Annotated in this window: 18 protein-coding genes and 1 pseudogene; 13 read left to right on the top strand and 6 right to left on the bottom strand. The window is 70.2% G+C overall.

Features of this window, described 5'->3' with window-relative positions:
- Positions 1-69 precede the first annotated feature (69 nt).
- A complete protein-coding gene (locus ACFWM2_RS20830) occupies positions 70-663 on the top strand; it encodes a TetR/AcrR family transcriptional regulator (RefSeq protein WP_383281710.1) in 594 nt (197 codons plus the stop codon).
- Between the two features lie 353 nt (positions 664-1016).
- On the opposite strand, the pseudogene ACFWM2_RS20825 reads toward ACFWM2_RS20830, so the two are convergent.
- Both ACFWM2_RS20825 and ACFWM2_RS20820 read right to left on the bottom strand, forming a co-directional pair.
- Positions 1017-1844, bottom strand: a pseudogene (locus ACFWM2_RS20825) (amidohydrolase family protein); the annotation flags it as partial.
- Between the two features lie 123 nt (positions 1845-1967).
- Entirely contained in the window at positions 1968-2291 is a 324-nt protein-coding gene (locus tag ACFWM2_RS20820) for an L-rhamnose mutarotase (RefSeq protein ID WP_383281707.1), read from the bottom strand.
- A 389-nt stretch (positions 2292-2680) separates the two neighbouring features.
- On the opposite strand from ACFWM2_RS20820, the gene ACFWM2_RS20815 reads away from it, so the two are divergent.
- The 6 genes from ACFWM2_RS20815 to ACFWM2_RS20790 all read left to right on the top strand — a co-directional run bounded on the left by ACFWM2_RS20815 (position 2681) and on the right by ACFWM2_RS20790 (position 11586).
- Positions 2681-3529, top strand: coding sequence for a FadR/GntR family transcriptional regulator (locus ACFWM2_RS20815; RefSeq protein ID WP_383281704.1), 849 nt, complete (start codon positions 2681-2683; stop codon positions 3527-3529).
- 323 nt (positions 3530-3852) lie between these two features.
- The gene (locus tag ACFWM2_RS20810; RefSeq protein WP_383281701.1) at positions 3853-7116 is read left to right on the top strand and encodes a discoidin domain-containing protein; all 3264 of its coding nucleotides are present in this window, start codon (positions 3853-3855) and stop codon (positions 7114-7116) included.
- Between the two features lie 53 nt (positions 7117-7169).
- Complete coding sequence (locus tag ACFWM2_RS20805; protein WP_383281698.1) at positions 7170-8267, top strand: enolase C-terminal domain-like protein; 1098 nt, start codon at positions 7170-7172, stop codon at positions 8265-8267.
- A 93-nt stretch (positions 8268-8360) separates the two neighbouring features.
- On the top strand, positions 8361-9746 hold the full coding sequence (locus tag ACFWM2_RS20800) for an ABC transporter substrate-binding protein (RefSeq protein ID WP_383281695.1): 1386 nt from the start codon (positions 8361-8363) through the stop codon (positions 9744-9746).
- A complete protein-coding gene (locus tag ACFWM2_RS20795) occupies positions 9743-10675 on the top strand; it encodes a carbohydrate ABC transporter permease (protein WP_383281692.1) in 933 nt (310 codons plus the stop codon). The genes ACFWM2_RS20800 and ACFWM2_RS20795 overlap by 4 nt, the downstream gene beginning before the upstream one ends.
- Entirely contained in the window at positions 10672-11586 is a 915-nt protein-coding gene (locus ACFWM2_RS20790) for a carbohydrate ABC transporter permease (protein ID WP_383281689.1), read from the top strand. The genes ACFWM2_RS20795 and ACFWM2_RS20790 overlap by 4 nt, the downstream gene beginning before the upstream one ends.
- Before the next feature lie 37 nt (positions 11587-11623).
- On the opposite strand, the gene ACFWM2_RS20785 is transcribed toward ACFWM2_RS20790, so the two are convergent.
- On the bottom strand, positions 11624-13078 hold the full coding sequence (locus tag ACFWM2_RS20785) for a PucR family transcriptional regulator (protein WP_383282000.1): 1455 nt from the start codon (positions 13076-13078) through the stop codon (positions 11624-11626).
- 170 nt (positions 13079-13248) lie between these two features.
- On the opposite strand from ACFWM2_RS20785, the gene ACFWM2_RS20780 reads away from it, so the two are divergent.
- Both ACFWM2_RS20780 and pruA read left to right on the top strand, forming a co-directional pair.
- A complete protein-coding gene (locus ACFWM2_RS20780) occupies positions 13249-14175 on the top strand; it encodes a proline dehydrogenase family protein (protein ID WP_383281687.1) in 927 nt (308 codons plus the stop codon).
- A gap of 145 nt (positions 14176-14320) precedes the next feature.
- Positions 14321-15952 carry an L-glutamate gamma-semialdehyde dehydrogenase gene (gene pruA, locus ACFWM2_RS20775; RefSeq protein WP_383281684.1) on the top strand — a complete coding sequence of 544 codons (1632 nt, stop codon included), beginning with the start codon at positions 14321-14323 and terminating at the stop codon, positions 15950-15952.
- A gap of 3 nt (positions 15953-15955) precedes the next feature.
- Here the strand turns inward: pruA and ACFWM2_RS20770 are convergent, their stop codons facing one another.
- Positions 15956-16846, bottom strand: a complete 891-nt coding sequence (locus ACFWM2_RS20770; protein ID WP_383281681.1) for an alpha/beta fold hydrolase — start codon at positions 16844-16846, stop codon at positions 15956-15958.
- A gap of 261 nt (positions 16847-17107) precedes the next feature.
- Here ACFWM2_RS20770 and ACFWM2_RS20765 point away from each other — a divergent pair, with 261 nt between their 5' ends.
- The gene (locus tag ACFWM2_RS20765; protein ID WP_383281678.1) at positions 17108-17647 is read left to right on the top strand and encodes a GNAT family N-acetyltransferase; all 540 of its coding nucleotides are present in this window, start codon (positions 17108-17110) and stop codon (positions 17645-17647) included.
- A 99-nt stretch (positions 17648-17746) separates the two neighbouring features.
- On the opposite strand, the gene ACFWM2_RS20760 is transcribed toward ACFWM2_RS20765, so the two are convergent.
- Positions 17747-18907: an NADP-dependent oxidoreductase gene (locus tag ACFWM2_RS20760; RefSeq protein ID WP_383281675.1), complete on the bottom strand. Its 1161-nt coding sequence runs from the start codon at positions 18905-18907 to the stop codon at positions 17747-17749.
- A 101-nt stretch (positions 18908-19008) separates the two neighbouring features.
- Between ACFWM2_RS20760 and ACFWM2_RS20755 the strand changes: the two genes are divergently transcribed.
- The 3 genes from ACFWM2_RS20755 to ACFWM2_RS20745 all read left to right on the top strand — a co-directional run bounded on the left by ACFWM2_RS20755 (position 19009) and on the right by ACFWM2_RS20745 (position 20571).
- Complete coding sequence (locus ACFWM2_RS20755) at positions 19009-19908, top strand: LysR family transcriptional regulator (RefSeq protein WP_383281672.1); 900 nt, start codon at positions 19009-19011, stop codon at positions 19906-19908.
- Between the two features lie 119 nt (positions 19909-20027).
- Positions 20028-20249, top strand: a complete 222-nt coding sequence (locus tag ACFWM2_RS20750) for a hypothetical protein (protein ID WP_383281669.1) — start codon at positions 20028-20030, stop codon at positions 20247-20249.
- A gap of 193 nt (positions 20250-20442) precedes the next feature.
- The gene (locus ACFWM2_RS20745; RefSeq protein ID WP_121406138.1) at positions 20443-20571 is read left to right on the top strand and encodes a hypothetical protein; all 129 of its coding nucleotides are present in this window, start codon (positions 20443-20445) and stop codon (positions 20569-20571) included.
- A gap of 147 nt (positions 20572-20718) precedes the next feature.
- Here ACFWM2_RS20745 and ACFWM2_RS20740 read toward each other — a convergent pair whose 3' ends face one another.
- Positions 20719-22284, bottom strand: a complete 1566-nt coding sequence (locus tag ACFWM2_RS20740; protein WP_383281666.1) for a purple acid phosphatase family protein — start codon at positions 22282-22284, stop codon at positions 20719-20721.
- Positions 22285-22399 lie beyond the last annotated feature (115 nt).

Raw genomic sequence — 22399 nt, 5'->3', positions numbered from 1 at the left:
CTTGTCTAGAACGACTGTCTAATACATGCGTCTGGTACGAGCGTCTGAATCGAAGGTACGCTGGCCCGCATGGGACACCGTGAGGATCTGCTCGAAGGCGCCAAGCGCTGCCTGCTGGAGAAGGGGTTCGTGCGCACGACGGCGCGCGACATCGTGAAGGAGTCGGGGACGAACCTCGCGTCCATCGGTTACCACTACGGATCGAAGGACGCATTGCTGACGCAGGCCTTCGTGGAGTTGATCCAGCAGTGGGGCGACCGGTTCGACCCGCCGTCGGCGCGTGAGGCCGAGCCCGGGGGTTCCGTCGAGCGGTTCCAGAACGTGTGGGCGCGGATGCTGGAGTCCTTCGACGACTTCCGCCCCCTGTGGGCGGCGAGCATGGAGATCGCGACGCAGGGGGACAGGGTGCCGCAGCTCCGGGACCTGATGGCGAAGACCCAGGTCGAGGGGCGGTCCGGGCTCGTCGCGATGTTCACCGGGCTGGAGGAGGAGACGCTCGACGAGCGGACCGTGCAGTCGCTCGGCGGCTTCTACCAGGCGCTGCTCAACGGCCTGATGGTGCAGTGGCTCTTCGACCCGGCGAGCGCGTCCTCCGCGGAGGATCTGACGGAGGGTCTGCGCCAGGTGATCGACGCGGCGTCGGTGCCGCGGTCGCGCGACTGAGCCGTACCCGGGCACACAGCCCGAGCGGTTCGTCGGCGCACCGTGCGGGCTTCGGTCCCGGACGACTCGGCCGGTGCCCCGCCGGCGAGTCGTCACACGACCCGACGCTGCCCGCGCCCGTCTCGGTCGCCCGGTCGGTGAAGTGCCGGACCGGGCTCAGTGCCCTCGTCTCGGCGACCTGCTCAACGCGCTTCAGGCGCTGGGTACTTGGGCTCGGTCGACGGTGGCCCTGTCGGGTGGGCTGGGCCGACTGGGCGGGCCGGAGTCGAGCCGGGTGCCGAGAGGGGCGGCGCCGAATCCCGGGGCGCCGACGTGGACGCGCGTACGGCCGAGCCGGCGGGCTCTCGCACGGGGATCCCGTACCAGCGGGCGGCGGTCGTGCCGAAGACCGCCTCGCGCTCCTCGGCGCCGAGGCCTTCGGTGAGGGTCTCGGCGACGGCCAGCACCTCGTCGTACTCGGCCGCGAGCAGGCATACCGGCCAGTCCGAGCCGTACATGAGGCGGCCCGGGCCCAGCGTCGCGAGCAGTACGTCCGCGTAGGGGCGCAGAGCGGCATGGGCCGGCGTCTCCGTGGTCCGGGTGACCAGGCCCGACAGTTTCACGGCGACGTTGGGGCAGTCGGCGAGTTCGGTCAGCGGCGAGGTCCACGAGGCGAGGCCGTCGCCGCCCACGACCGGATTGCCGGCGTGGTCCAGGACGAAGCGGACGTGCGGGAGTTCGCGCACCGCCCGTACGGCGGCGGGGAGTTGGTCCGGTCGGACCAGCAGGTCGTGGACGAGGCCCGCGGCGCCGACCGCCTCGATGCCGCGCCGGACGTCGGGACGCGCCGTCCAGTCCGGATCCGCCTCGTCCTGGATGCCGTGCCGGATGCCGACGAGCGCGGAACCCCCGGGCCCCTCGCGCAGCTCCGCGAGCCGGTCGGCGATGCCGGGGTCCGTCAGGTCGGTCCAGCCCACGACCGCCCGGATGTGCGGATCCCCGGCCGCAAGGGCGAGCAGTTCAGGTGTCTCCCCGGGTACGGCAATGGTCTGTACGACGACGGTGGCGTCGATCGCGTTCCGGTCGAGCGCGGGGCGCAGTTCGGCGGCGGTGAAGGTCCGGCGGAGGACGGGTAGGCCCCGGGTCCACGGCTGGTCCCGGACTTCGAGATCCCAGAGATGGTGATGAGCGTCGATGCGCACCGTTTGATCCTTGGGGATGGGGGGCGGATTCGTAGGGAGACGGATTCCGGAGGTGCGGGCGCGGCGGACGGGGAGTGGCCGGAGGCGTACGGGCTTTGAGGTACGGGCCCGAGGTACGTGCCGTCAGTCGAGGTGGAAGATCTCCTCGGCCGGGGCCCACCACTGTCCCTCGCTCACGGTGTCCAGCGGCTGCTGGCACGGGTCGGTCAGCGCCCACCAGTCCCGGGTGACGGGATCGGCCGCGATCGCCGCGGTGTCGGCGGCGTAGTCGGTCCCCGTGTATTCGAGGTAGCTGAACAGCAGTCCGTCGCGGAGGAAGATGGAGTAGTTGCCGATCTTGGCCCGCTTGAGGGCGGCGAGTACGTCCGGCCAGGCGACGGCGTGGAGTGCGCGGTACTCCGACTCCTTCTCGGGGCGCAGCCGGATCACGGCGGCGAAGCGTTGCATCGTGGTCAGCTCTCCTTGTGCGTTCTCGAAGTCCCGCCGCGTGGGGCGCCGGTGGGCCGCACGGGCCCGCGCTCCGACGGCGGCTCGCGCCGGACGAGGTGCTGGTGGCAGTCGTGCGGCGGGCCGTCCCGGGCGCCGCCGCTCCCCGTTGCGCGAAGAATCTGATTCATCCGGCAAGGATCTGCTTCATCCGACAGGCAGGACCTTAAGGATGGGATCCATCCTGTGCAAGAGTTTCGACGATATGCGGCTTTAGTTGGCTTAAGGAGTAGTTCAACAGGCCCATTAATTAAGTTCTGTTCGCAGTCTTCTCAACGTGTAACACCGATGTCATAGTGGCCACCGCCGATGAACCTGATTAATCCGAACGGACAAGAGGGGGGTACGCAGTGGCCGAACCAGGACAGGTCCCTGGCGAAGGAGATGGCGAGGCGTCGCGTCCTTACCGGCCGGGGTACGAACTGGTCGCCGAGCAGCTGCTGAACTACATCGCCGAACAGAACCTGCGGTCCGGCGACCGGCTCCCCACCGAACAGGGCCTCGCCCAGATCCTGGGCGCCTCCCGCAACGTCACCCGCGAGGCGGTGAAGGTCCTGGCCGCCATCGGCCGGCTGAGCGTGCGGCGCGGCGCCGGAATCTTCGTCGCGGACTCGGCCGGCGGCCTGGTGGACGACCAGCTCTCGCACTTCCGGCCGACGAGCATGGAAGACGTCCTGATGCTCCTGGACTACCGGACGGTGATCGAGTCGGAGACGGCCCGCCGTGCCGCGTCCCTGGCCACGCCGATCGAGGTCCGGACCATCCGGGAGAGTGCCGAGACCTCCCTGGTGGCGGCCGGGAAGGACGACGGGTACGCCTTCGCCAAGGCCGACGCCGCGTTCCACGACGCGGTCGGGGCCGCCTCGCACAACGTGTTCCTGAGATCGAGCGTCGCCGGCGTGCGCCGCCTCGCGTCCCAGTCCGATGTGCTGCTCTTCCACGGCGACGCGCCCGGCTCGCTGGAAGTCGCCGCACGTCAGCATCTCGCCATTGCGGAGGCGGTCGCCGCGGGGGAGACCGACCGCGCCAGTGAGCTGATGGTGGAGCACATCGCCACCACGCAGAGCCAGTTCGAGCGGAAGATCCGCGACCGGCTGTTCAGCCTCGACGACCGCGGCGCCTCCGGGCCGCCCCCGCGCCCTTCGAGGAACACCGACGCCGGGGACCCACCCCTGTCCCCGGAGACAACAGCCTCGTAGACCGGCACCACACACGCAGGCCCCCGCCACGGCAAGAGCACCGAGCACCCGCCGTGGCACGAGCACCGAGCTTCACCCACGCGCCACGGCAAGAACACCGAACCCCCCGCCGTGGCACGAGCACCGAGCTTCACCCACGCGCCACGGCGCGGGCACCGAGCACGTTGCCCGCGCCACGGCTCCCGCACCGAGCCGCTGCTCAACCGAGCCGCTTCGGCACCGAGCCCCCAACGCCCTGGGACCCCGGAGGACGACCGGGTTCCCAGACATCACTCCCCTCAGGCGATTGGATTTCCGTGTCTCTACCGTCTGCTCGCGGGGGCATGTTCGCGCCCCTGCGAAGATGCCTCATAGCCGCCGTGTCCCTGGCCACGGTGGCGGCACCGCTGGCCCTCGCCGTACCGGCCCAGGCCGCGCCGAAAACGTCGGACCTCGACGTCTACGTCTCACCGGCCGGCCGGGACTCCGGCACCGGCACCGCCGCACATCCCTTCAAGACGCTGGAACACGCACGGGACTATGTGCGCGACGCCAGGAAGAAGGTCGGCGGCGACGTCCACGTACGGCTGCTGTCCGGTACGTACCAGCTCAGCCGCACCTTCACGCTGACCGCCCAGGACTCCGGAAGCGACGGGCACAAGGTGGTCTACGAGGCCGCCCCCGGCGCGCACCCGGTGATCAGCGGGGGCAAGCAGGTCACCGGCTGGACCCCGGCCGACTCGGCGGGGAAGGTCTACAAGGCCAAGGTGGGTGACATCGACACTCGCCAGCTCTACGTGAACGGCGAGTTGGAGACCCGGGCGCGTGGCGGCAAGAACCCGTCCGGGTTCAGCAAGACGTCCACCGGCTACACCTTCACCGACACCAGTCTCAGCAGCTACAAGCGTCCCTCGGACCTGGAGGTCGTCAGCAGCTGGGGCTGGAAACTCATGCGCTGCCCGGTGGAGTCGATCTCCGGCACCACGATGACGATGCAGCAGCCCTGCTGGCACAACGCCAACCTCCAGTCGGGCCAGGAGATCACCAACCCGACCTGGCTGGAGAACGCCCGCGAGCTGCTGGACACCCCCGGCGAGTGGTACCTGGACAAGGGCCGGGGCGAGATCTACTACATGCCCAAGGCCGGCCAGAACCTGTCCACCGCGACCGTCACGGTGCCGCGCGTGCAGGACCTCGTCGACCTGAACGGCACCAAGGCCGACCCGGTGAGCAACGTGTCCTTCGAGGGCATCACCTTCTCCTACTCCACCTGGCTCGCCCCCAGTTCGTCCGAAGGCCTCATCGAGGGCCAGGCCGGCTTCCGGATGGTCGGCAACGACCCCGACTTCGACGCCACCCGGCTGAAGTGGCAGAAGACGCCCGGCGCGGTCAACGTGAGCCACGGCCACAACGTCGGCTTCCAGGACAACACCTTCACCCATCTCGGCGCGGTCGGTCTCAACCTGAACACCGGTACTCAGGGCACCGACATCACGGGCAACGTCTTCCGCCAGATCGCCGCCACCGGCATCCAGATCGGCGGCGTCGAGGTGATCGACGCCCATCCGGACGACCCGCGGGACATCACCAAGGACACCACGGTCGACAACAACGTGGTCACCAAGGTCGCCGACCAGTACAACGGCTCGCTCGGCATCCTGGCCGGCTACACCGACCACACGGTGATCACCCACAACAAGGTCTACGACCTGCCCTACTCCGGCATCTCCGTCGGCTGGGGCTGGGGCCTGACCGACAAGGGCGGCGACACCAACTACCCCGGCAACTCCGGCGTACCGGTCTGGGACACCGACACCATCAGCCGGGACAACAAGGTCACCGACAACGACATCTCCGACATCATGAAGTCGCAGGCCGACGGCGGCGCCGTCTACACCCTCAGCACCAACCCCGGCGGCGTGGTCTCCGGCAACTACATCCACAGCGTTCCCACGCCGGCCTACGGCGCCGTCTACCACGACGAGGGCAGCCGCTACTGGAAGAACACCGGCAACGCCTTCTGCGACGTGGCGTACCAGTGGCTGCTGATGAACCACGGCATGGACATCACCGCCACCGGCAACTTCACCACCCAGCCCGCGTTCACCACCCAGGCCAACAGCACGGGCAACGACGTGAGCGGCAACATCACCGTCGGCTCCTGCGACCAGCTTCCGGCCTCGGTCGTCAACAACGCCGGGCTCCAGCCGGGTTACCGTCACCTCGACCCGGGCCCGGCCGTCACCGACACCAAGGCGCCCACCGCGCCCGGCACCCCGGCCGCGGTCACCGACTTCCCGACCGTGGCGGACCTCAGCTGGCCGGCGGCGAGCGACGACACAGGTGTCACGGGCTACTCGGTCCACCGCGACGGCACACTCGTCAGCGCCACCGGAAAGACCTCGGTACGTCTGTCCGGGCTGACGGCCGGGAAGACGTACAGCTTCCGGATCACCGCCCGTGACGCGGCCGGCAACGAGTCCGCGCCGAGCCCGGCACTGCAGGTCACCATGCCCGCCGGCTCCGACCTGGCGCTGAAGAAGCCGGTCACGGCCTCATCGGACTCCGAGGGCAACGTCCCCGAGAAGGCCGTGGACGGTGACCTCTCCACCCGCTGGGCGCAGGGCCTCGGGCTGCCCGACCCGTCCTGGATCCAGGTGGACCTCGGCGCCTCGTACGACGTGAACGGCGCCATCACCACCTTCGAGAAGAGCAGCGGCTACAAGTACCGCGTCGAGGTCTCCCCGGACGAGGTCCACTGGAAGACCCTGGCCGACCACACCTCCGCGAGCACCACGGCGATGACCGACTACGCCCACACCGCCGACCCGGTCGCCGGCCGCTTCGTGCGGCTGACGGTCACCGGCTCCAGCGGCAACGGCGGCAGCATCTTCGACCTCCAGGTCTACGGCACGCCCAGCGCGCCCAGCTCCGACCACACGGCCCCCGCGGCGCCCGGGAAACCCACCGTCAAGCCGCTGCTGCCGAGCCTGGTGGACGTCAGCTGGCCGGCCGCGACCGATGAGACCGGCGTGACCAGCTACGTCGTCTACCAGGACGGCAAGCGGATCGGCGTCACCGACGCCACGACGCTGCGGGTCTCCAAGCTGACCCCGGACAAGGAGTACTCGTTCACGGTCGTCGCCCGCGACGCCGCTCTGAACGCCTCCGACCCGAGCAGCGCGGCCGTCGTCACCACCCCGGCCGACAACGACCTGGCGCTGAAGAAGCCGGTCACCGCGTCGTCGGACTCGGAGGAGAACTTCCCCGAGAAGGCGGTGGACGGCGACCTGTCCACCCGCTGGGCGCAGGGCCTCGGGCTGCCCGACCCGTCCTGGATCCAGGTGGACCTCGGCAAGGACACCAGTGTCTCCAGCGCGGTGACCACCTTCGAGAAGTCCAGCGGCTACAAGTACCGGCTCGAGTACTCCGCCGACGGCGTCAACTGGTCCACGTTCGAGGACCACACCTCCGAGAACACCGTCTCCGCGGCCAACTACTCGTTCAACGACCAGCCCGTCACCGCCCGTTACCTGCGGCTGACCGTCACCGGATCGAGCGGGAACGGCGGCAGCGTCTACGAGCTCCAGGTGTACGGCGACTTCTGAGCCGCCGGCCCCCTGGGCCGGTCGGCAGTCCCCCACAGAAACGAAAGCCAGGAATGAAGATCACCCATGTCGAAGTTCACCGGATCGATGTTCCGGCGGCCAGCCCACCCTTCCGCTGGCGGAACGGGCTGAGCGGTAGCGCTCCGGTGGGCGACGGCGCGGTCCTGCACATCGGCACCGACGAAGGAGCCGAAGGGGTGGCCCTGTTCGCCAGGCCGGGAGCCTTCACCACCCTGCGGGAACTGGTGGACCGGGTCTTCCGCGAGGAGTTGGTCGGAGCCGACCCGTTCCAGCGGGAGTGGCTGTGGCACCGGGTGTGGGAGCTGGACCGTATCCACGAACTCCCGCTCCCCACCCTGGGCCTCATCGACACCGCCCTGTGGGACCTGGCGGGCCGGTACCACGGCCAGCCGGTCTGGCGCCTGCTCGGCGGCTTCCGCGAGGCGATCCCCGCCTACGCCTCCACCTCGACGTTCTCCAGCATCCCGGAGTTCCTCGACGTGGCGGACCAGTGCCTGGCACTGGGCTACGTCGGCATCAAACTGCACGCCTGGGGCGACGCCCGCCGTGACGCGGAGCTGTGTCTGGCGCTGCGCGACCACGTCGGTCCGGCGGTCCCTCTCATGTACGACGGGTCGGCCGGCTTCGACCTGCCCGACGCGATCCGCCTGGGGCGGGCGCTCTCGGAGGCGGACTACCTCTGGTACGAGGAGCCGATGCGCGAGTTCAGCATCTCCGCGTACCAGAGGCTGGCCGAGGCCGTGGACATCCCGCTGCTGGTCGCCGAGACCTCCGACGGGGCGCACATGAACTCGGCGGACTTCATCCGGGCCGGTGCCGCCACCTTCGGTGTGCGGGCCGGCACCACCCTCCGGGGTGGGATCACCGGCGCCATGCGCACCGCGCACCTCGCCGACGCCTACCGGCTACGGGCCGAGGTGCACGGTTCGGACATCCCGAACCACCACCTGTGCATGGCCATCTCCAACACCACCTACTACGAGTCCCTGGTGACCGCGACGAACGTCGTCCGCGAACGCCATGTGGACGACCAGGGCCTGGTGCACGCCCCCACGGGGCCCGGCATAGCCCTCCCCCTCGACTTCGGCTACGGCAGGGAACTCCTGCCGTTCGTCGAACAGACGCGCTGACCGGGCGGTGGCTGTCCGCCAGGACGACCACCGCAGCCGGCGCCCCCCATCCGGCGCGCCACCCGTCTCCCGCAAGAACAGAAAGGCAAGACAATGAGGTCTTCCGGATCTCCGAGAGCCGCCCGACGCCGCACCGTGCTGCGCACCGCGGCGGCCGCGCTCTCCCTGGCCACGGCAGCGGTGCTGACCGGCTGCGCGAGCGCCGACACCGCCACCGAGCCCTCCTCCTCGCAGGCGGCGTTCAAGCCGGCCACGCAGAAGGACGGTTCGCGGATCACGGTCTGGGCCGACTCCACCCGGCTGCCGTCGGTGCAGGCGTACCAGAAGGCAAATCCGGACGTGAAGATGAAGATCGTCACGTACGACGGCGGCGCCGACGGTTCGACGTACCTCCAGTCGAAGGTGCAGCTGTTCGACCGGACCGGCAGCGGCTGGCCGGACGTGGTGTTCGGCTCACCGACCGACGTGACCTGGGCGTCGGAGGCCACCAAGTCCGGCGCGCAGCCGTTCGCCGCGCCGCTGGACGACAAGCTCGTCCCGCAGAGCACGCTGGACGGCTTCGCCAAGGGCTCCCTCACGCCTTGTGAGTTCAACGGTCACACCTACTGCCTGCGCAACGACATCGCGCAGGTCGTGCTCTGGTACAACCAGTCCCTCATGGACAAGTGGGGATACAAGGTCCCCACCACCTGGGAGGAGTACGAGGCCCTCGGCAAGAAGGTCGCCAAGGAGCACCCCGGCTATCTCGTCGGCTCGGTCGGCGACACCAACTCCCACGAGTCGTACTTCTGGTCCGGCCAGTGCCCGGCGTTCCAGCTGACGAAGCCGGACACCCTGCGCAGCGATCTCCAGGACCCGAAGTGCACCCGGACGGCCAAGCTGCTGGACGGTCTGATCGACGCCAAGGCCGTCACCACCAAGGGCTTCTTCAGCCAGGGTTTCGCCAAGGACAGCGGCAGCAAGGTCCTGATGGCGTACGGGCCGTCCTGGTACGGCCAGTACCTCTTCAAGGCCGCCTTCAAGACCCCGGCCAAGCAGATCGCCGCGGCGTCCCCGCTGACCTGGAAGGGTGAGACCACGGCGGCCACCGGAAACGTCGGCGGCGGCGTGTGGATGGTGTCCTCGCACAGCGCCAACCTCAAGGCGTCCACGGACCTCGCGACGTGGCTGACCACCTCCGACGAGAACCAGGCCGCCGCGCCCACCTACCCGGCCTACACCAAGGCCGCGCAGGCCTGGCTTGCCAACCCGGCCAACAGCGACTACTTCGCCAACGACGTCAGCAAGCCGTTCCAGGAGGCCGCGAACGAGGTGTGGACCGGCTGGTCGAACACCAAGTTCCCGGACGCCACCGCCTGGTCCAGCGTCGTCCTGCCGGCCCTGACCGCCGGCAAGAGCCTGACCTCGACACTGCCCGCCTGGCAGCAGGAGATCAGCAACGAGGCGAAGGCCCAGGGATACAAGGTGGTCAATCAGTGACTCTGCTGGAGACCGAGCGCGTCGCCGTCTCCCCCCTCCGCCGCGGCAGCACGCCGCGCCGGAGGGGCCCCGGTCTCGCGGGCTACATCTTCGTCGCCGGATACGCGGTGCTGCTGCTCGCCTTCGGCGTCTTCCCCACCGGTTACTCGTTCTACCTGGCGCTCACCAACGACCGGGGGCAGTTCACCGGCCTCAACCAGTTCGTGAAGGTCGCCCAGGACTACCGGTTCGTGCCGGCCTTCACCCACATGCTGATCTACCTGTCGCTGTGGCTGGTCGTCCTGGTGGTCCTGGTGGTCCTGGTCGCGGTGGTGCTGCGCGGCCGGGTGCGTCCGGGTACGTCGGCGCTCTTCCGCTTCCTTTACTACATCCCCGGCGCCCTCGCCGGAGTGGCGAGCGTGCTGGTCTGGCTGTTCATGCTGGACCCGGACGTCAGCCCGGTGTCCTGGGTGCTCAAGAGCATGGGGCTGCACACCTTCGCGGCCGTGCTCGCCCCCGGCAACCTGCCGCTGATCCTCATGCTGATCGCCTTCTGGACCGGCGCCGGCGGCTGGATGGTCGTGATGTACGGGGCGCTGAACAACATCCCCGACGAGGTGCTGGAAGCCGCCCGGATGGACGGCGCGGGGCCCTGGCGTACCGCCTGGCACATCCAGATCCCGATGATCCGGCAGTGGATCGTCTACATGACGATCATGGCGTTCGCGACCGGCACCCAGTTGTTCGTCGAGCCCCAACTGCTCCAGACCGCCAGCCTCGGCCGGGTGAGCCCCACCTGGTCGCCCAACCAGCTGGCCTACGTCTACGCCTTCCAGCAGGGCGACTTCAACGGCGCCGCCGCCATCGCCGTCTTCCTGCTGGCCGTGGGACTGCTGGCCGCCGGACTGCTGGTCGCCCGATCGAACCTGTTCAAGTTGGATGAGAAATGACGCAATCCACTCTCCCCTCGGCAGCCGTGCCCCGGCACGTCCGGCCTTCCAGGGCCCTCTCCTTCCTGGTGGTCGGCGTCCTGCTCGCCGTCCTGCTGGTGTTCTTCGTGCTGCCGGTGGTCTGGCTGCTGCTCGCACCGTCCAAGACCGCCGGCGAAGTGGTGCGGGACAACCCGCTCTCCTTCGGGTCGTTCCAGCAGATCGGCGCCGCCTGGCGACACCTGTTCGCCTTTCAGGACGGCGTCATGGTCACCTGGCTGCGCAACTCGGCGATCTACTCAGGCGGTTCGCTCGTCCTGACGCTGGCCGTCAGCGTGCCGGCCGGCTACGCGCTCGCCCTCACCAAATTCCGGGGGCGCAAGACGCTCCTCATGATCACTCTGGTCACGATGATCATGCCGCAGGCCACCCTGGTGCTGCCGGTCTTCCTGGAGCTCAACCGCTTCCACCTGATCGGCACCATCTGGTCGGTGATCCTGCCCTTCTCCTTCTACCCGTTCGGCGTGTACCTCGTGTACATCTATTTCGGGAGCAGCCTGCCCAGGGATCTGCTGTCCGCCGCGCGGATCGACGGCTGCACGGAATGGCAGCTCTTCTCGCGCATCGCGCTGCCGCTGGCGAAGCCGGTGGTCGGCCTGGTCGCGTTCTTCAGCTTCGTGGGCAACTGGAACAACTTCTTCCTGCCCTACCTCGTCCTGCCGAACAGCGAGCAGTTCCCGGTCCAGGTGGGCCTGAACCAACTGCTCACCTCCACCCCGTCCTTCAACCCGGTGGCCGGCGCCGGTCTGAACATCACCATCCCGGAACTGGCTCTGGCGATCATCGTCGCCATCCTGCCTGTGCTGGTGCTCTTCCTGTTCTCGCAGCGCACACTCGTCTCCGGGATGCTCGCCGGAGCGACCAAGGAATGAGCGCCCTCCGGCCGCTGGCGCGGTCGCGGGAAGCCGCTCAGAGCCGCGCCCCCTTCAACGCCATGTGCAACAACAGCCGGTCCTCGCCGTCGTCCAGGTCCAGCCCCGTCAGTTGCTCGACACGCGACAGGCGGTAGTAGAGCGTCTGCCGGTGGATGCCCAGCTCCGCCGCCGTGCGGCCGGCTTGCCCCGCGCAGTCGAGGAACACCTCGGCGGTACGGGCGAGTTCGTGGTGGGCGGGGGCCAACAGAGTGCGTACGGCAGGGTCCTGGGCCGCCTCCGGGGGCAGCGAGGTCAGCAGGCGGAAGGGGCCGATGGACGCCCACTCGGCGACCGGGCCGAGGCGCGGCTCGGCCAGCGCGGCGCGCGCGGCGGCGGATGCCTCGTGCCAGGCCGCGCCCAGCTCGGCGAGGCCGACGCGGGCGGCCGCGACTCCGGCCGCCGCCCGCCCCCCACCACGGGTTCCAGCCGCACGGCCACCCATGGCCGCCTTGCCTCCGCCCGCGGCGCCGACGCCTCCGACGGCTGCTTTGCCTCCGCCCGCGGCTGCTTTGCCTCCGCCCGCATCACCCACGCCAACGCCCCCGGCCCCCGGACCCGCCGGGGAGCCGGTGCCGCCGGCCGTGCCGCTTCCGGCGCCGCCCCCCGTGCCCCCGCCGGTGCCGACCCCCTCCCTCAAGCGTGCCCCGGGCGGGTTGTCAGCCTCGCGGACGAAGCGGGCCGCGGCCGAGAGCGCCGGGGTCAGTACGTCCGGGGACCGCAGCCGTACCAGCAGCGCCAGGCTCTGCCCGGCCGCGCCCCACGGCACCGTGCACAGCGCGGTCGCGCCCGGCACCGTACGGACCGAGGGGGCGTCGTCCGGGTCGGCCGAGGGCCAGGGGGCGACACAGACGACGGTGTGCAGTCCGTCGCCGCGCGGGCCGAGGGCCGTGCGCAGTTCGGCCACCGCCATGTCCCGCTGCCAGCCGCGCTCGGCGGTGAGCACGGCCCGCAGCTCACGGGTGAGGTCCGCGCCCGCCTGTGCCTCGTCCCCGAGCAGCGCGCCGATACGGGCGGCGACCTCCATGGCGGCACCCAGCTGCTCGTCCGTGGGCCCGGGATCGTCGTCCAGGAGCCACACGTAACCCAGCACCACCCCCCGATGGCGTACGGGCAGACAGATACGTCCCCGGTACACCCCCGCCTCCGGGGTCGGCGGGATGCGGACCGGGCCGCTCGCGCGGGCGATGCCGAAGCCCTCGAACCAGGTGCGGACCGCCGAGGTCGAGCGGCGCGTGAGGATCGAGCGGGTCCGCACCGGGTCGAGGGAGCCCTCGTCGAAGTCGCGGTCGCTGTCGTAGGCGCCGAACGCGATCAGCTCGAAGTCCCGGTTCTCCAGCGTCGCGGGGGCGCCGAGCAGCGCCGAGATCTCGTCGACCAGCTCCTGGTAGTCACCGCGGCCGTCCGCCCTGCCCGCCTTGAAATCACCCGTCACACGGGCATTCTCCCCTATTTCCCAAGCCCCTTCATACAGATGTCTGAGATCCAGGGCACGGATGCGTGACAGCTGTCGATGGCCCACGATCGGAGGGATCCTTAGGTTTCACGGTGGTTCTCCGTGCCGTACCCGGGCGTTCCGCCTCCGGGGTCCGCGGCCGTCCGTACTTTCCGTGGAGGTGCCCCGTGCTGGGTCCCGTGATTCTCGCCGCATCGCGCAGCGACCGGATGCGCCGCTTCGTGTCGGCCGCCCCCGGCACCAAGCAGGTGGTGGCCCGCTTCATCGCCGGCGAGAACGTCGACCAGGTCGTCCCGGTCGTCCAGGACGCCGTCGCCAAGGGCCTCGCGGTCACCCTCGACGTGGTCGGCGAGGACATCACCACGCGTGAGCAGGCGTACGCCGCCCGGGACGCGTATCTCGAACTGATCGAGCGCCTCCAGTCGCTGGACCTCGGCACCCGGGCCGAGATGTCCGTCAAGCTGTCGATGTTCGGCCAGGCGCTGGAGGACGGCCACGAGCTGGCCCTCGCCAATGTCCGCCCGGTCGTCGAGGCCGCCGCCGCCATCGGCACCACCGTCACGCTGGACGCCGAGGACCACACCACCCTCGACTCGATGTTCACCATCCACGAGGAGCTGCGGAAGGACTTCCCGCAGACGGGCTGCGTCATCCAGGCCTACCTGTTCCGCACCGAGGCCGACGCCCGCCGGCTCGCCGCGAGCGGCAGCCGCGTGCGTATCGTGAAGGGGGCCTACAAGGAGCCCGCCGAGGTCGCGTACCAGGCAAAGGCCGAGGTCGACAAGGCGTACGTTCGGGTGCTGCGCATCCTGATGGAGGGCGACGGGTACCCGATGATCGGGTCCCACGACCCCCGGCTGATCTCCATCGCCCAGGAGCTCGCCCGGCGCGCCGGCCGCAAGCTCGACGAGTACGAATTCCAGATGCTGTACGGCATCCGCGGCGAGGAGCACCTGCGGCTCGCCGCCGAGGGCCACCGGATGCGTGTGTACACCGCGTACGGCACCGACTGGTACGGCTACTTCATGCGCCGCCTCGCGGAGAAGCCGGCCAACCTGCTCTTTTTCGCACGCAGCATTCTGACCAGAAGCTGAAAGATGACGATTGCTGGAGCTTTCGGCCGGGGGTCCGGCCCGCGGCGCAGCCGCAATGGGACACCGCGTCCCCCGGAAAGGCACAGCGCCCGCTCGATCCTCACCAAGGGCTGACCCACCGCTCAGTTAAGGAGTCTCGGAAACCATGGATGCCGTAACCCAGGTCCCCGCCCCCGTCAATGAGCCGGTGCACGGCTACGCGCCCGGCTCGCCCGAGCGCGCCCGCCTGGAGGTCAAGCTCAAGGAGCTGGCCGAGAACCCGATCGAGCTGCCGATGACCATCGGCGGCGAGAAGCGGCTCGGCGGCGGTGAGCGCTTCGAGGTCGTGCAGCCGCACAACCACAAGGCCGTCATCGGCACCGGCGCCCACGCCACCCAGCAGGACGCGCAGGACGCGGTCGACGCGGCCCTCGCCGCCGCTCCGGCCTGGCGCGCGATGTCCTTCGACGACCGCGCCGCGATCATCCTGCGCGCCGCCGAGCTGCTCGCCGGCCCCTGGCGCGAGACCCTCGCCGCCTCCACCATGCTCGGCCAGTCGAAGACCGCCCAGCAGGCCGAGATCGACTGTCCCTGCGAGCTCGTCGACTTCTGGCGCTTCAACGTCAAGTACGCCCGTGACCTGCTCGCCGAGCAGCCGCCGGCGAACTCCCCGGGTGTCTGGAACCGTCTGGACCACCGCCCGCTCGAAGGCTTCGTCTACGCGATCACGCCGTTCAACTTCACGGCGATCGCGGGCAACCTGCCGACCGCGCCCGCGCTCATGGGCAACGTCGTCGTCTGGAAGCCGTCCCCGACGCAGACGCACGCCGCCGTGCTGCTGATGCAGCTCCTGGAGGAGGCGGGCCTGCCCAAGGGCGTCATCAACCTCGTCACCGGCGACGGCATCGAGGTCTCCAAGGTCGCCCTGGAGCACCGCGATCTCGCGGGCATCCACTTCACCGGCTCGACCAAGACCTTCCAGTACCTGTGGAAGACGGTCGGCAACAACATCGAGAAGTACCGCTCCTACCCGCGTCTGGTCGGCGAGACCGGCGGCAAGGACTTCCTGGTCGCGCACCCGAGCGCCGACCGCGCCGTCCTCAAGACGGCGCTGACCCGCGGTGCCTTCGAGTACCAGGGCCAGAAGTGCTCCGCGACCTCCCGCGCGTACGTCCCGGCCTCCATCTGGAACTCCGGTTTCAAGGAGGAGTTCGCGGCCGAGGTCGACTACCTGACCATGGGTGACGTCACCGACCTGTCGAACTTCGTCGGCGCGGTCATCGACGAGCGTTCGTTCGCCAAGAACAAGGCGGCCATCGACCGGGCCAAGTCCGACCCGACCTGCACGATCGTCGCGGGCGGCGAGTACGACGACTCGGTCGGCTACTTCGTGCGCCCGACCGTCGTCGAGTGCTCGGACCCGGAGAACGAGGTCTTCAAGACCGAGTACTTCGGCCCCTTCCTCGCGGTGCACGTCTACGAGGACGACGCGTACGACGAGATGCTGACCCAGATGGAGTCGGCCTCGGACTACGCGCTCACGGGCGCCGTCGTCTCCAACGACCGTGCGGCGGCCGCGTACACGATGGAGAAGCTCCGCTACGCGGCGGGCAACTTCTACATCAACGACAAGTCGACCGGCGCCGTCGTCGGCCAGCAGCCCTTCGGCGGCGGCCGGGCCTCCGGCACCAACGACAAGGCCGGCGCCCCGCAGAACCTGATGCGCTGGACGCTGACCCGCGCCATCAAGGAGACGCTGGTCCCGCCGACCGACTACACGTACCCGCACATGGGCTGACCGCTACCGCGTGAGGTTCCGGGCCAGGAAGTCGCCGATCAGGGCGGCTGCCTGGCCCGCGTGCGTCTCCAGGGCGAAGTGGCCCGTCGGCAGCAGGTGGATCTCGGCCTCCGGAAGGTCGCGGAGGAAGGCGAGCGCGCCCGCCGGGACGAAGATCTCGTCATGGGCGCCCCAGACCGCGAGCAGCGGCACCCGGCTGCTGCGGAAGTACTCGTGGAAGGCGGGGTAGAGCTCGAAGTTGGAGCCGTAGTCGGAGATCAGGTCGAGCTGGATCTCCGGCTGCCCGGGGCGGGCCATCAGCGCGGCGTCGTACTGGTACGCGTCGGGGCTGACCTGATCCTGACGGTCCTCCGGAACGCCGTGCAGGTACTGCCACTTGATGCCGTCCGGGCTGCTGATCTCACGGACCGGTGCCTCGGTCTCGGGTGTGCGCTCCGCGATCAGCGCGCGGACCGGCGCCCAGGCCTCGGTGCCGAGCCCCTCCTCGTACGCGTTGCCGTTCTGCGTGATGATCGCCGTCACCCGGTCCGGGTGCGCGAGCGCCAGCCGGAGGCCGATGGGCGCGCCGTAGTCCTGGACGTAGAGCGCGTACTCCTTCAGGCCGAGCTGCTCGGTGAACTCGCCGGTGATCTCCGCCAGTTGGGCGAAGGTGTACGGGAACTCGGTGGCCGGCGGGGTCGCCGAGCGGCCGAAGCCGAGGTGGTCGGGGGCGATCAGCCGGTAGCGGTCGGACAGCAGCGGGATCAGGTCGCGGAACATGTGCGAACTGGTCGGGAAGCCGTGCAGGAGCAGCAGGACCGGCGCGTCGGCGGGGCCCGCCTGGCGGTAGGCGATCTCGTGACCGCGGACGGTGGCGGTGCGGTGGCGGACCGGGCGGAGGCTCAGGGTGCTCATGGCTGCTAACCCCTCAAAGTTGTTTTGACGGTTAATGCGATGTGCTGAGTCCATCACGTCAGGGCTAACCGGTCAAGATGATTTAGAGGGTTAGCTGGGGACTGGGGGTGCCGACGCGGTCAGGGGTGGATGTCGGTGGTGGCCGCGGGTGGTGGCTGCCAGGGGTGGATGTCGGCGGTGGCTGCCGGTGGTGGCTGGCAGCGGCGGACGTCGGTGGCGGAAGCCTCGGCGGTCGTAGGGGCTCGCGGGAATACTGAGGCGATGACCACGCGACTGCGTACCGCCCACACGGCGGATCTCACCCCCGCCGAGCTCCGCGCCGCCCGCACCCTCCTGGACGCCGCCTTCGACGGGGGCTTCGCCGACGAGGACTGGGACCACGGCCTCGGCGGCATCCACGCCCTGGTCCACGACGAGCGGGGCCTCGCCGCCCACGGCTCGGTGATCCAGCGGCGCGTCCTGCACGACGGGCGTTCGCTGCGGGTCGGTTACGTCGAGGCGGTCGGTGTACGCCCCGACGCCCGCCGTACCGGCCTGGGCGGGCAGGTCATGGCCGCGCTGGAACGGGTCGTCGACGGCGCGTACGACCTCGGTGCGCTCTCCGCCAGCGAGGACGGCGCCACCCTCTACGCGGCCCGCGGCTGGCAGGTCTGGCCCGGCCGGATCTGCGCGCTCGGCCCGGAGGGCGTCGTCCGGCTGCCCGCCGAGGAGGGCACCACCTTCCTGCGCCCCGCCTCCGCGGGGCACCTCGACCCGGCGCACGAGCTGGTCTTCGACTGGCGGGACGGCGACGTGCTGTGACGGATCGCGGGCGGCGGTCCGTCCGCTGTCGTCACGGTTCGAGAGCTGCGGTCCGTCCGCTGTCGTCACGGTTCGCGCGCTCCGGCTCGCCCCCTGCCGTCAGGGCGTTTGCGACGCGTCGCGCACGATGATCTTGCCGGTGTTGCCGCCGTGCAGCATCGACAGGAACGCCTCCACGATCCGCTCGAAGCCGTCGACGACCGTCTCGTCGAGCGCGAGCCGCCCGCTGCGCAGATGCGGTACGGCGAACTCGTACAACTCCTCCTGCACGTCGAGGTGGTTGCGCACCAGGAAGCCCTCGATGCGCAGACTCTTCTCCACGACGTCGGCGTGGTTGAACAGCGCGAGGGGCGCCTCCGGGGTGTTGTACTGGCCGACCGTGCCCACCCGCACCACCCGGCCGCGCTCGCGCAACGCGCCGATCGCCGCGCCGAGATGGTCGCCGCCGACGTTGTCGACGAACACGTCGATGCCGTCGGGCGCGGCCCCGGCCAACAGGTCGGCGACGGGGCCCGCGTGATAGTCGAAGGCCGCGTCGTAGCCGACGTGTTCCTTCAGATACGCCACCTTCGCCGGGCTGCCCGCGCTGCCGACGAGGCGTCCCGCGCCCATCAGGCGGGCCAGCCGGCCGGTCGCCGTGCCTACGCCGCCCGCGGCGGACGAGACGAACAGGTCGTCCCCCTCGCGGAGCCGGGCGATCCGCGTCAGGCCCACGTACGCGGTGAGGCCGGTGCCGCCGAGGATGCTCAGATACGCGGAGAGCGGCACGCCCTCGTGGTGCGGGAGCCGTCTGGTCTCCTCGGGGCGCACGACCGCGTGCGTGCGCCAGCCGTGCCGGTGGAAGACGATCTCCCCCTCTTCGAGCGCCGGGTCCCGGGACGCGATCACCCGCCCGAGCGCGCGGCCCTCCAGCGGGGCGTTCAACTCGAAGTCCCCGTCCATCATTTCGCGGTGGTACGGGTCGACGGACCAGTAGAGGTTCTCGACCAGGACGGTGCCCGGCGCGGGCTCGGGCACGGGGGACTCGACGAAGCGGAAGTGGTCAGGGGCGGGGAAGCCGGTGGGACGGGCGATCTGGTGGACGGTGAGAGCGGTGCGGGTGCGGGTGTTGGTAGCGGGGTCGGTGCTCGTACGGGTGCCCGTATCCGTGCCGGTGCCCGTGCCCGTGCCGGCACCGGTCTTGGTGGCGGGGTCGGAGGGGGTGCCCGTGGCCGGCGTGGCGGGGTGAGTGGCGTTCGTGGCGGGGTGAGTCGCGTTCATGAACGCGACCGTAGGCAGGAATGCGGGGCCCGGGCAGACGGTTGCGCTCATGGAACGGTCGCATCCATGAGCCGTCCTCATACCGCCAGGCGGGAGCCCCGATGACCACACCCGACCTCGCCCCGCGAGAGCTGCGGACCTTGGTCGCCGTCGCGCGGGAGGGCGGCTTCTCGGCGGCGGCGGGTTCACTCGGCACGACCCAGTCGGCGGTCTCGCACGCGGTACGCGGCATCGAACGCAAGCTCGGTGTCGTGCTGTTCGAGCGCGGGCGGTACGGGGCGCGGCCCACGGTCGCGGGGGAGCGGGCGGTCAGCCATGCCCGACGGGTGCTGCGGATGCTGGAGACGCTCACCGCGGAGACGCAGGGGGCCGGGGCGGGGCCGGGCGGACGGGACACCGTGAGCGGGCCGCTGCGCATCGCTGCGTTCCGCAGCGCGGCCCTGTACCTGCTGCCGCCCGCGCTGGAACGGCTGGCCGTCCGTCACCCGGGGGTCGAGCCCACCGTGCGCGTGGTGCGCGAGGTCGGCCCCGGCGCGGCGGGGGAGGTGGCCGAGGGCAGGGCGGACATCGGGATCGCCACGATCGGTACGAGTGCGCCCGTGCCGCCGGAGCTGGTCGGCGACGTGCTGCTGTCGGAGCCGTACGCCCTGGTCCATCCGGCCGGGCACCGGGACCCGCGGTCGCTCCCGCTGGTCGACTGGACGGAGAACTGCTCGTCCTACACCCGGACCTGGTGGGACGCGCAGGACTGGATCCCGTCCGCGACGGTCCGTGCCGAGGACGACGGAGCGGTGCTCTCGATGGTGAGCAGTGGTCTCGGAATGGCCATCATGCCCGCCCTCTCCCTCACGAGTGCACCGCTCACCACCGAGATCACCGACCTCGGCCCGGAACGCCCGACCCGCTCCGTCGGCTACGTCACCACGCCCGAACTGGCCCCGACGGTCGCGGTCCGCGCACTGATCCGAGAGCTCCGGGCACTGCATCCCCGACGGGGATGAGCACCGCTCGCGGGAGAGAGCGGTGCTCTGCGGTGGCAGCGGTGCTCTGCGATGAGAGCGCTGATCTGTAGCGAGAGCGCTGCTCTCGATCGCCCGTCGCGCTGATCGTCGGCCTGGGCGTGGCCGTCGCGACCGTCGCGCTGCGCGCCGGTGCGGTGCTGACGGACGCCCCGGGTTCGGCGTATTCCATGGCGTTTGTGGTGATGGGGGCGGTCTGTCTGCTCGCGACCGTCGGGGCGCTGCGGTTGCATCCGGCGGCCGGAGATGTGGTGCGAGGCGTCGTCGCAGGTCAGGACGGTGTGACGCAAGTCGCCGTCTCAGATAGTAGGAAGTCCGAGTAATTGTGGAGACAGGAGCCCGGTCCTCGCATAGCTTTGTAGAAGCCGAACGTCTCGCTCGATCAAGCGAATGGCGGTCGTGAGCCGGGCCCCGAGCAGGCAACCCCTGCGGCCAGCGCTCCCCGCCCCTTCCGGCGTCTCGTATCCCTCACCGCACTTCCGGTCGGTATGTACCGGAGGCAAGGAGTCGATCATCATGGCCGAGACGACCGTCCGCCGAGTCCGTCACGTTTCCCGTACGAGTGAGTCCGACCGCAAGAACGCCGCGGCGGCCCTGCAGCGCGCCCTCGACCGCCGGGACAACGGCGGAGCGACGGGCCACTGAGGCCCGTTCCGAGCAGCAACATCAGCATCAGCAACGTAAGCATCAGCAACACCAGCACGCGCGGGGCCGTCCCACCTGAAATCGCAGCGCACGCAGTCGCACCACCCGAGTGCCGGGAGCCGCGCCCGCGCGGGGTGCGGCGCGGGCTCACCGTCCGCGCCGCACCTCGAAGTGGTCGATGCGCTCTCCGCTCTCGGCGAGCGCCGACACCCTGAGCCGGGGATCGGCGCCCGCCTGCGCCTCCACCGAGAGGAACGAGAAGCCGGTGTACCGCACCCGGGACCACTCCACGGTGTCGCGGTTGCGCTCGCGTGCCTCGGTCCAGTGGAAGGTGTCCACGGACTCGCGGTCCGCCACCTTGCCCTCGTAGCTGTCCTTGACCCCTTCGGGGAAGCGGTACAGGTCCTTGCCCGCGCCGCCCGCCGTGACGTACACGATCCCGTCCCGGGTCGGATCGGTCGACGCGCCCACCGGTATCGCCTTGCCCACGGCGCCGCCCTTGATGGCGTCGGTCCGCTCGTACACGTGGTTGTGTCCGTTGATCACCAGGTCCACCTGGTGCTTGGTGAAGAGCGGCAGCCAGGCGTCGCGCACGCCCCCGTCGGAGGCGTGGGTCGACGTCGAGTAGGCGCAGTGGTGGAAGAAGACCACGACGAAGTCGACCGTCCCGCGCAGTTCACCGAGCCGCTTGTCGAGCCAGGCCGTCTGCCGGCCGCCCGTGCAGCCCTTGTTGGCGGGGATCTCGTACGACACGTCGTTCGCGTCCAGCGCCACGATCCCGACGTTGCCGTACGTGAACGAGTAGACGCCCGGGGCGTTCCGCGCGTCGAAGCCGCTGTCCGGGAGCGACCAGCGGGCCGCCTGGCCCCCGTAGCCGTTCGGCGAGTACCAGGCCTCCATGTCGTGGTTGCCGGTCGTCACCATCCACGGCACCGACTTCGCCACCGACTCGGTCTGGGTGAGGAACTGGTCCCAGACGGTGGGGTCGTAGACGTCCGAGTCCTCGCCGTGGCCGGTCGTGTCCGCGTAGCAGATGTCGCCCGCGTGCAGATGGAAGGACGGGTGCCGGGCGAGGATCACCCGGTCGTTGGCCAGCGCGTGGGAGCTGACGCCCTGGTCGCCGAAGGCGGTGAACACGAACGTCTCGGGAGCGGCGGGCGCCGTACGGAAGGTGCCGACCGTCGACAGCCGGGTCCGGGACGCGGGGTCGAAGCCGTCGTGGCCGACGCCGTAGTAGTACGTCGTGCCCGGCCGCAGGCCGTCGAGCGCGGCGTGCAGGTAGTACTGGTCCACCGCGAACCGCCGGCCCTCGAGCCCCGGCGTGTGCAGGTCGCGGATCTCGGCCTCGATCTTCCGGCTCAGCTCCTCGGGCTTCAACCCCACCCGCACATACGGCTTCCTGACCGCGAAGGGCACCTGCCAGGAGAGCCGCATCTGGGTCTTCGGGTCGGCGCCGAACGCGAGATGACGGCCGAACGGCGCGGCGACGGATCCGTGCACCTGACCGGTGGCGGGGACCGAGCCCGGCGCGGACGACCGGGTTCCGGTGGCCGTGCCGGACCCGGAACAGCCGGTCAGCAGTCCGCCGGCGACCGCGCCCGCGGTCACCAGCGCGCGTCGCCGGGACAGCTTCGTACGCAGGTACTCGTGCTGCTCCGCCATGCTCATCCGGCGCGCGAGCTGCTCCGGAATGCCGACGTCAGGGGTGTCCATGCCGGGAAACTTCCCAGCAACCCCCAACAACTGTCCAACACCCGGGTGAACACGAGCTGACGGATCGGTGCGCCGCCGGCCGAGGTGAGGTCCCGCCCACGCCCGACGGATCTGT

This window comes from Streptomyces sp. NPDC058371 (assembly GCF_042723265.1).
Classification (GTDB): domain Bacteria; phylum Actinomycetota; class Actinomycetes; order Streptomycetales; family Streptomycetaceae; genus Streptomyces.
This window is presented reverse-complemented; position numbering and strand designations above follow the sequence as displayed.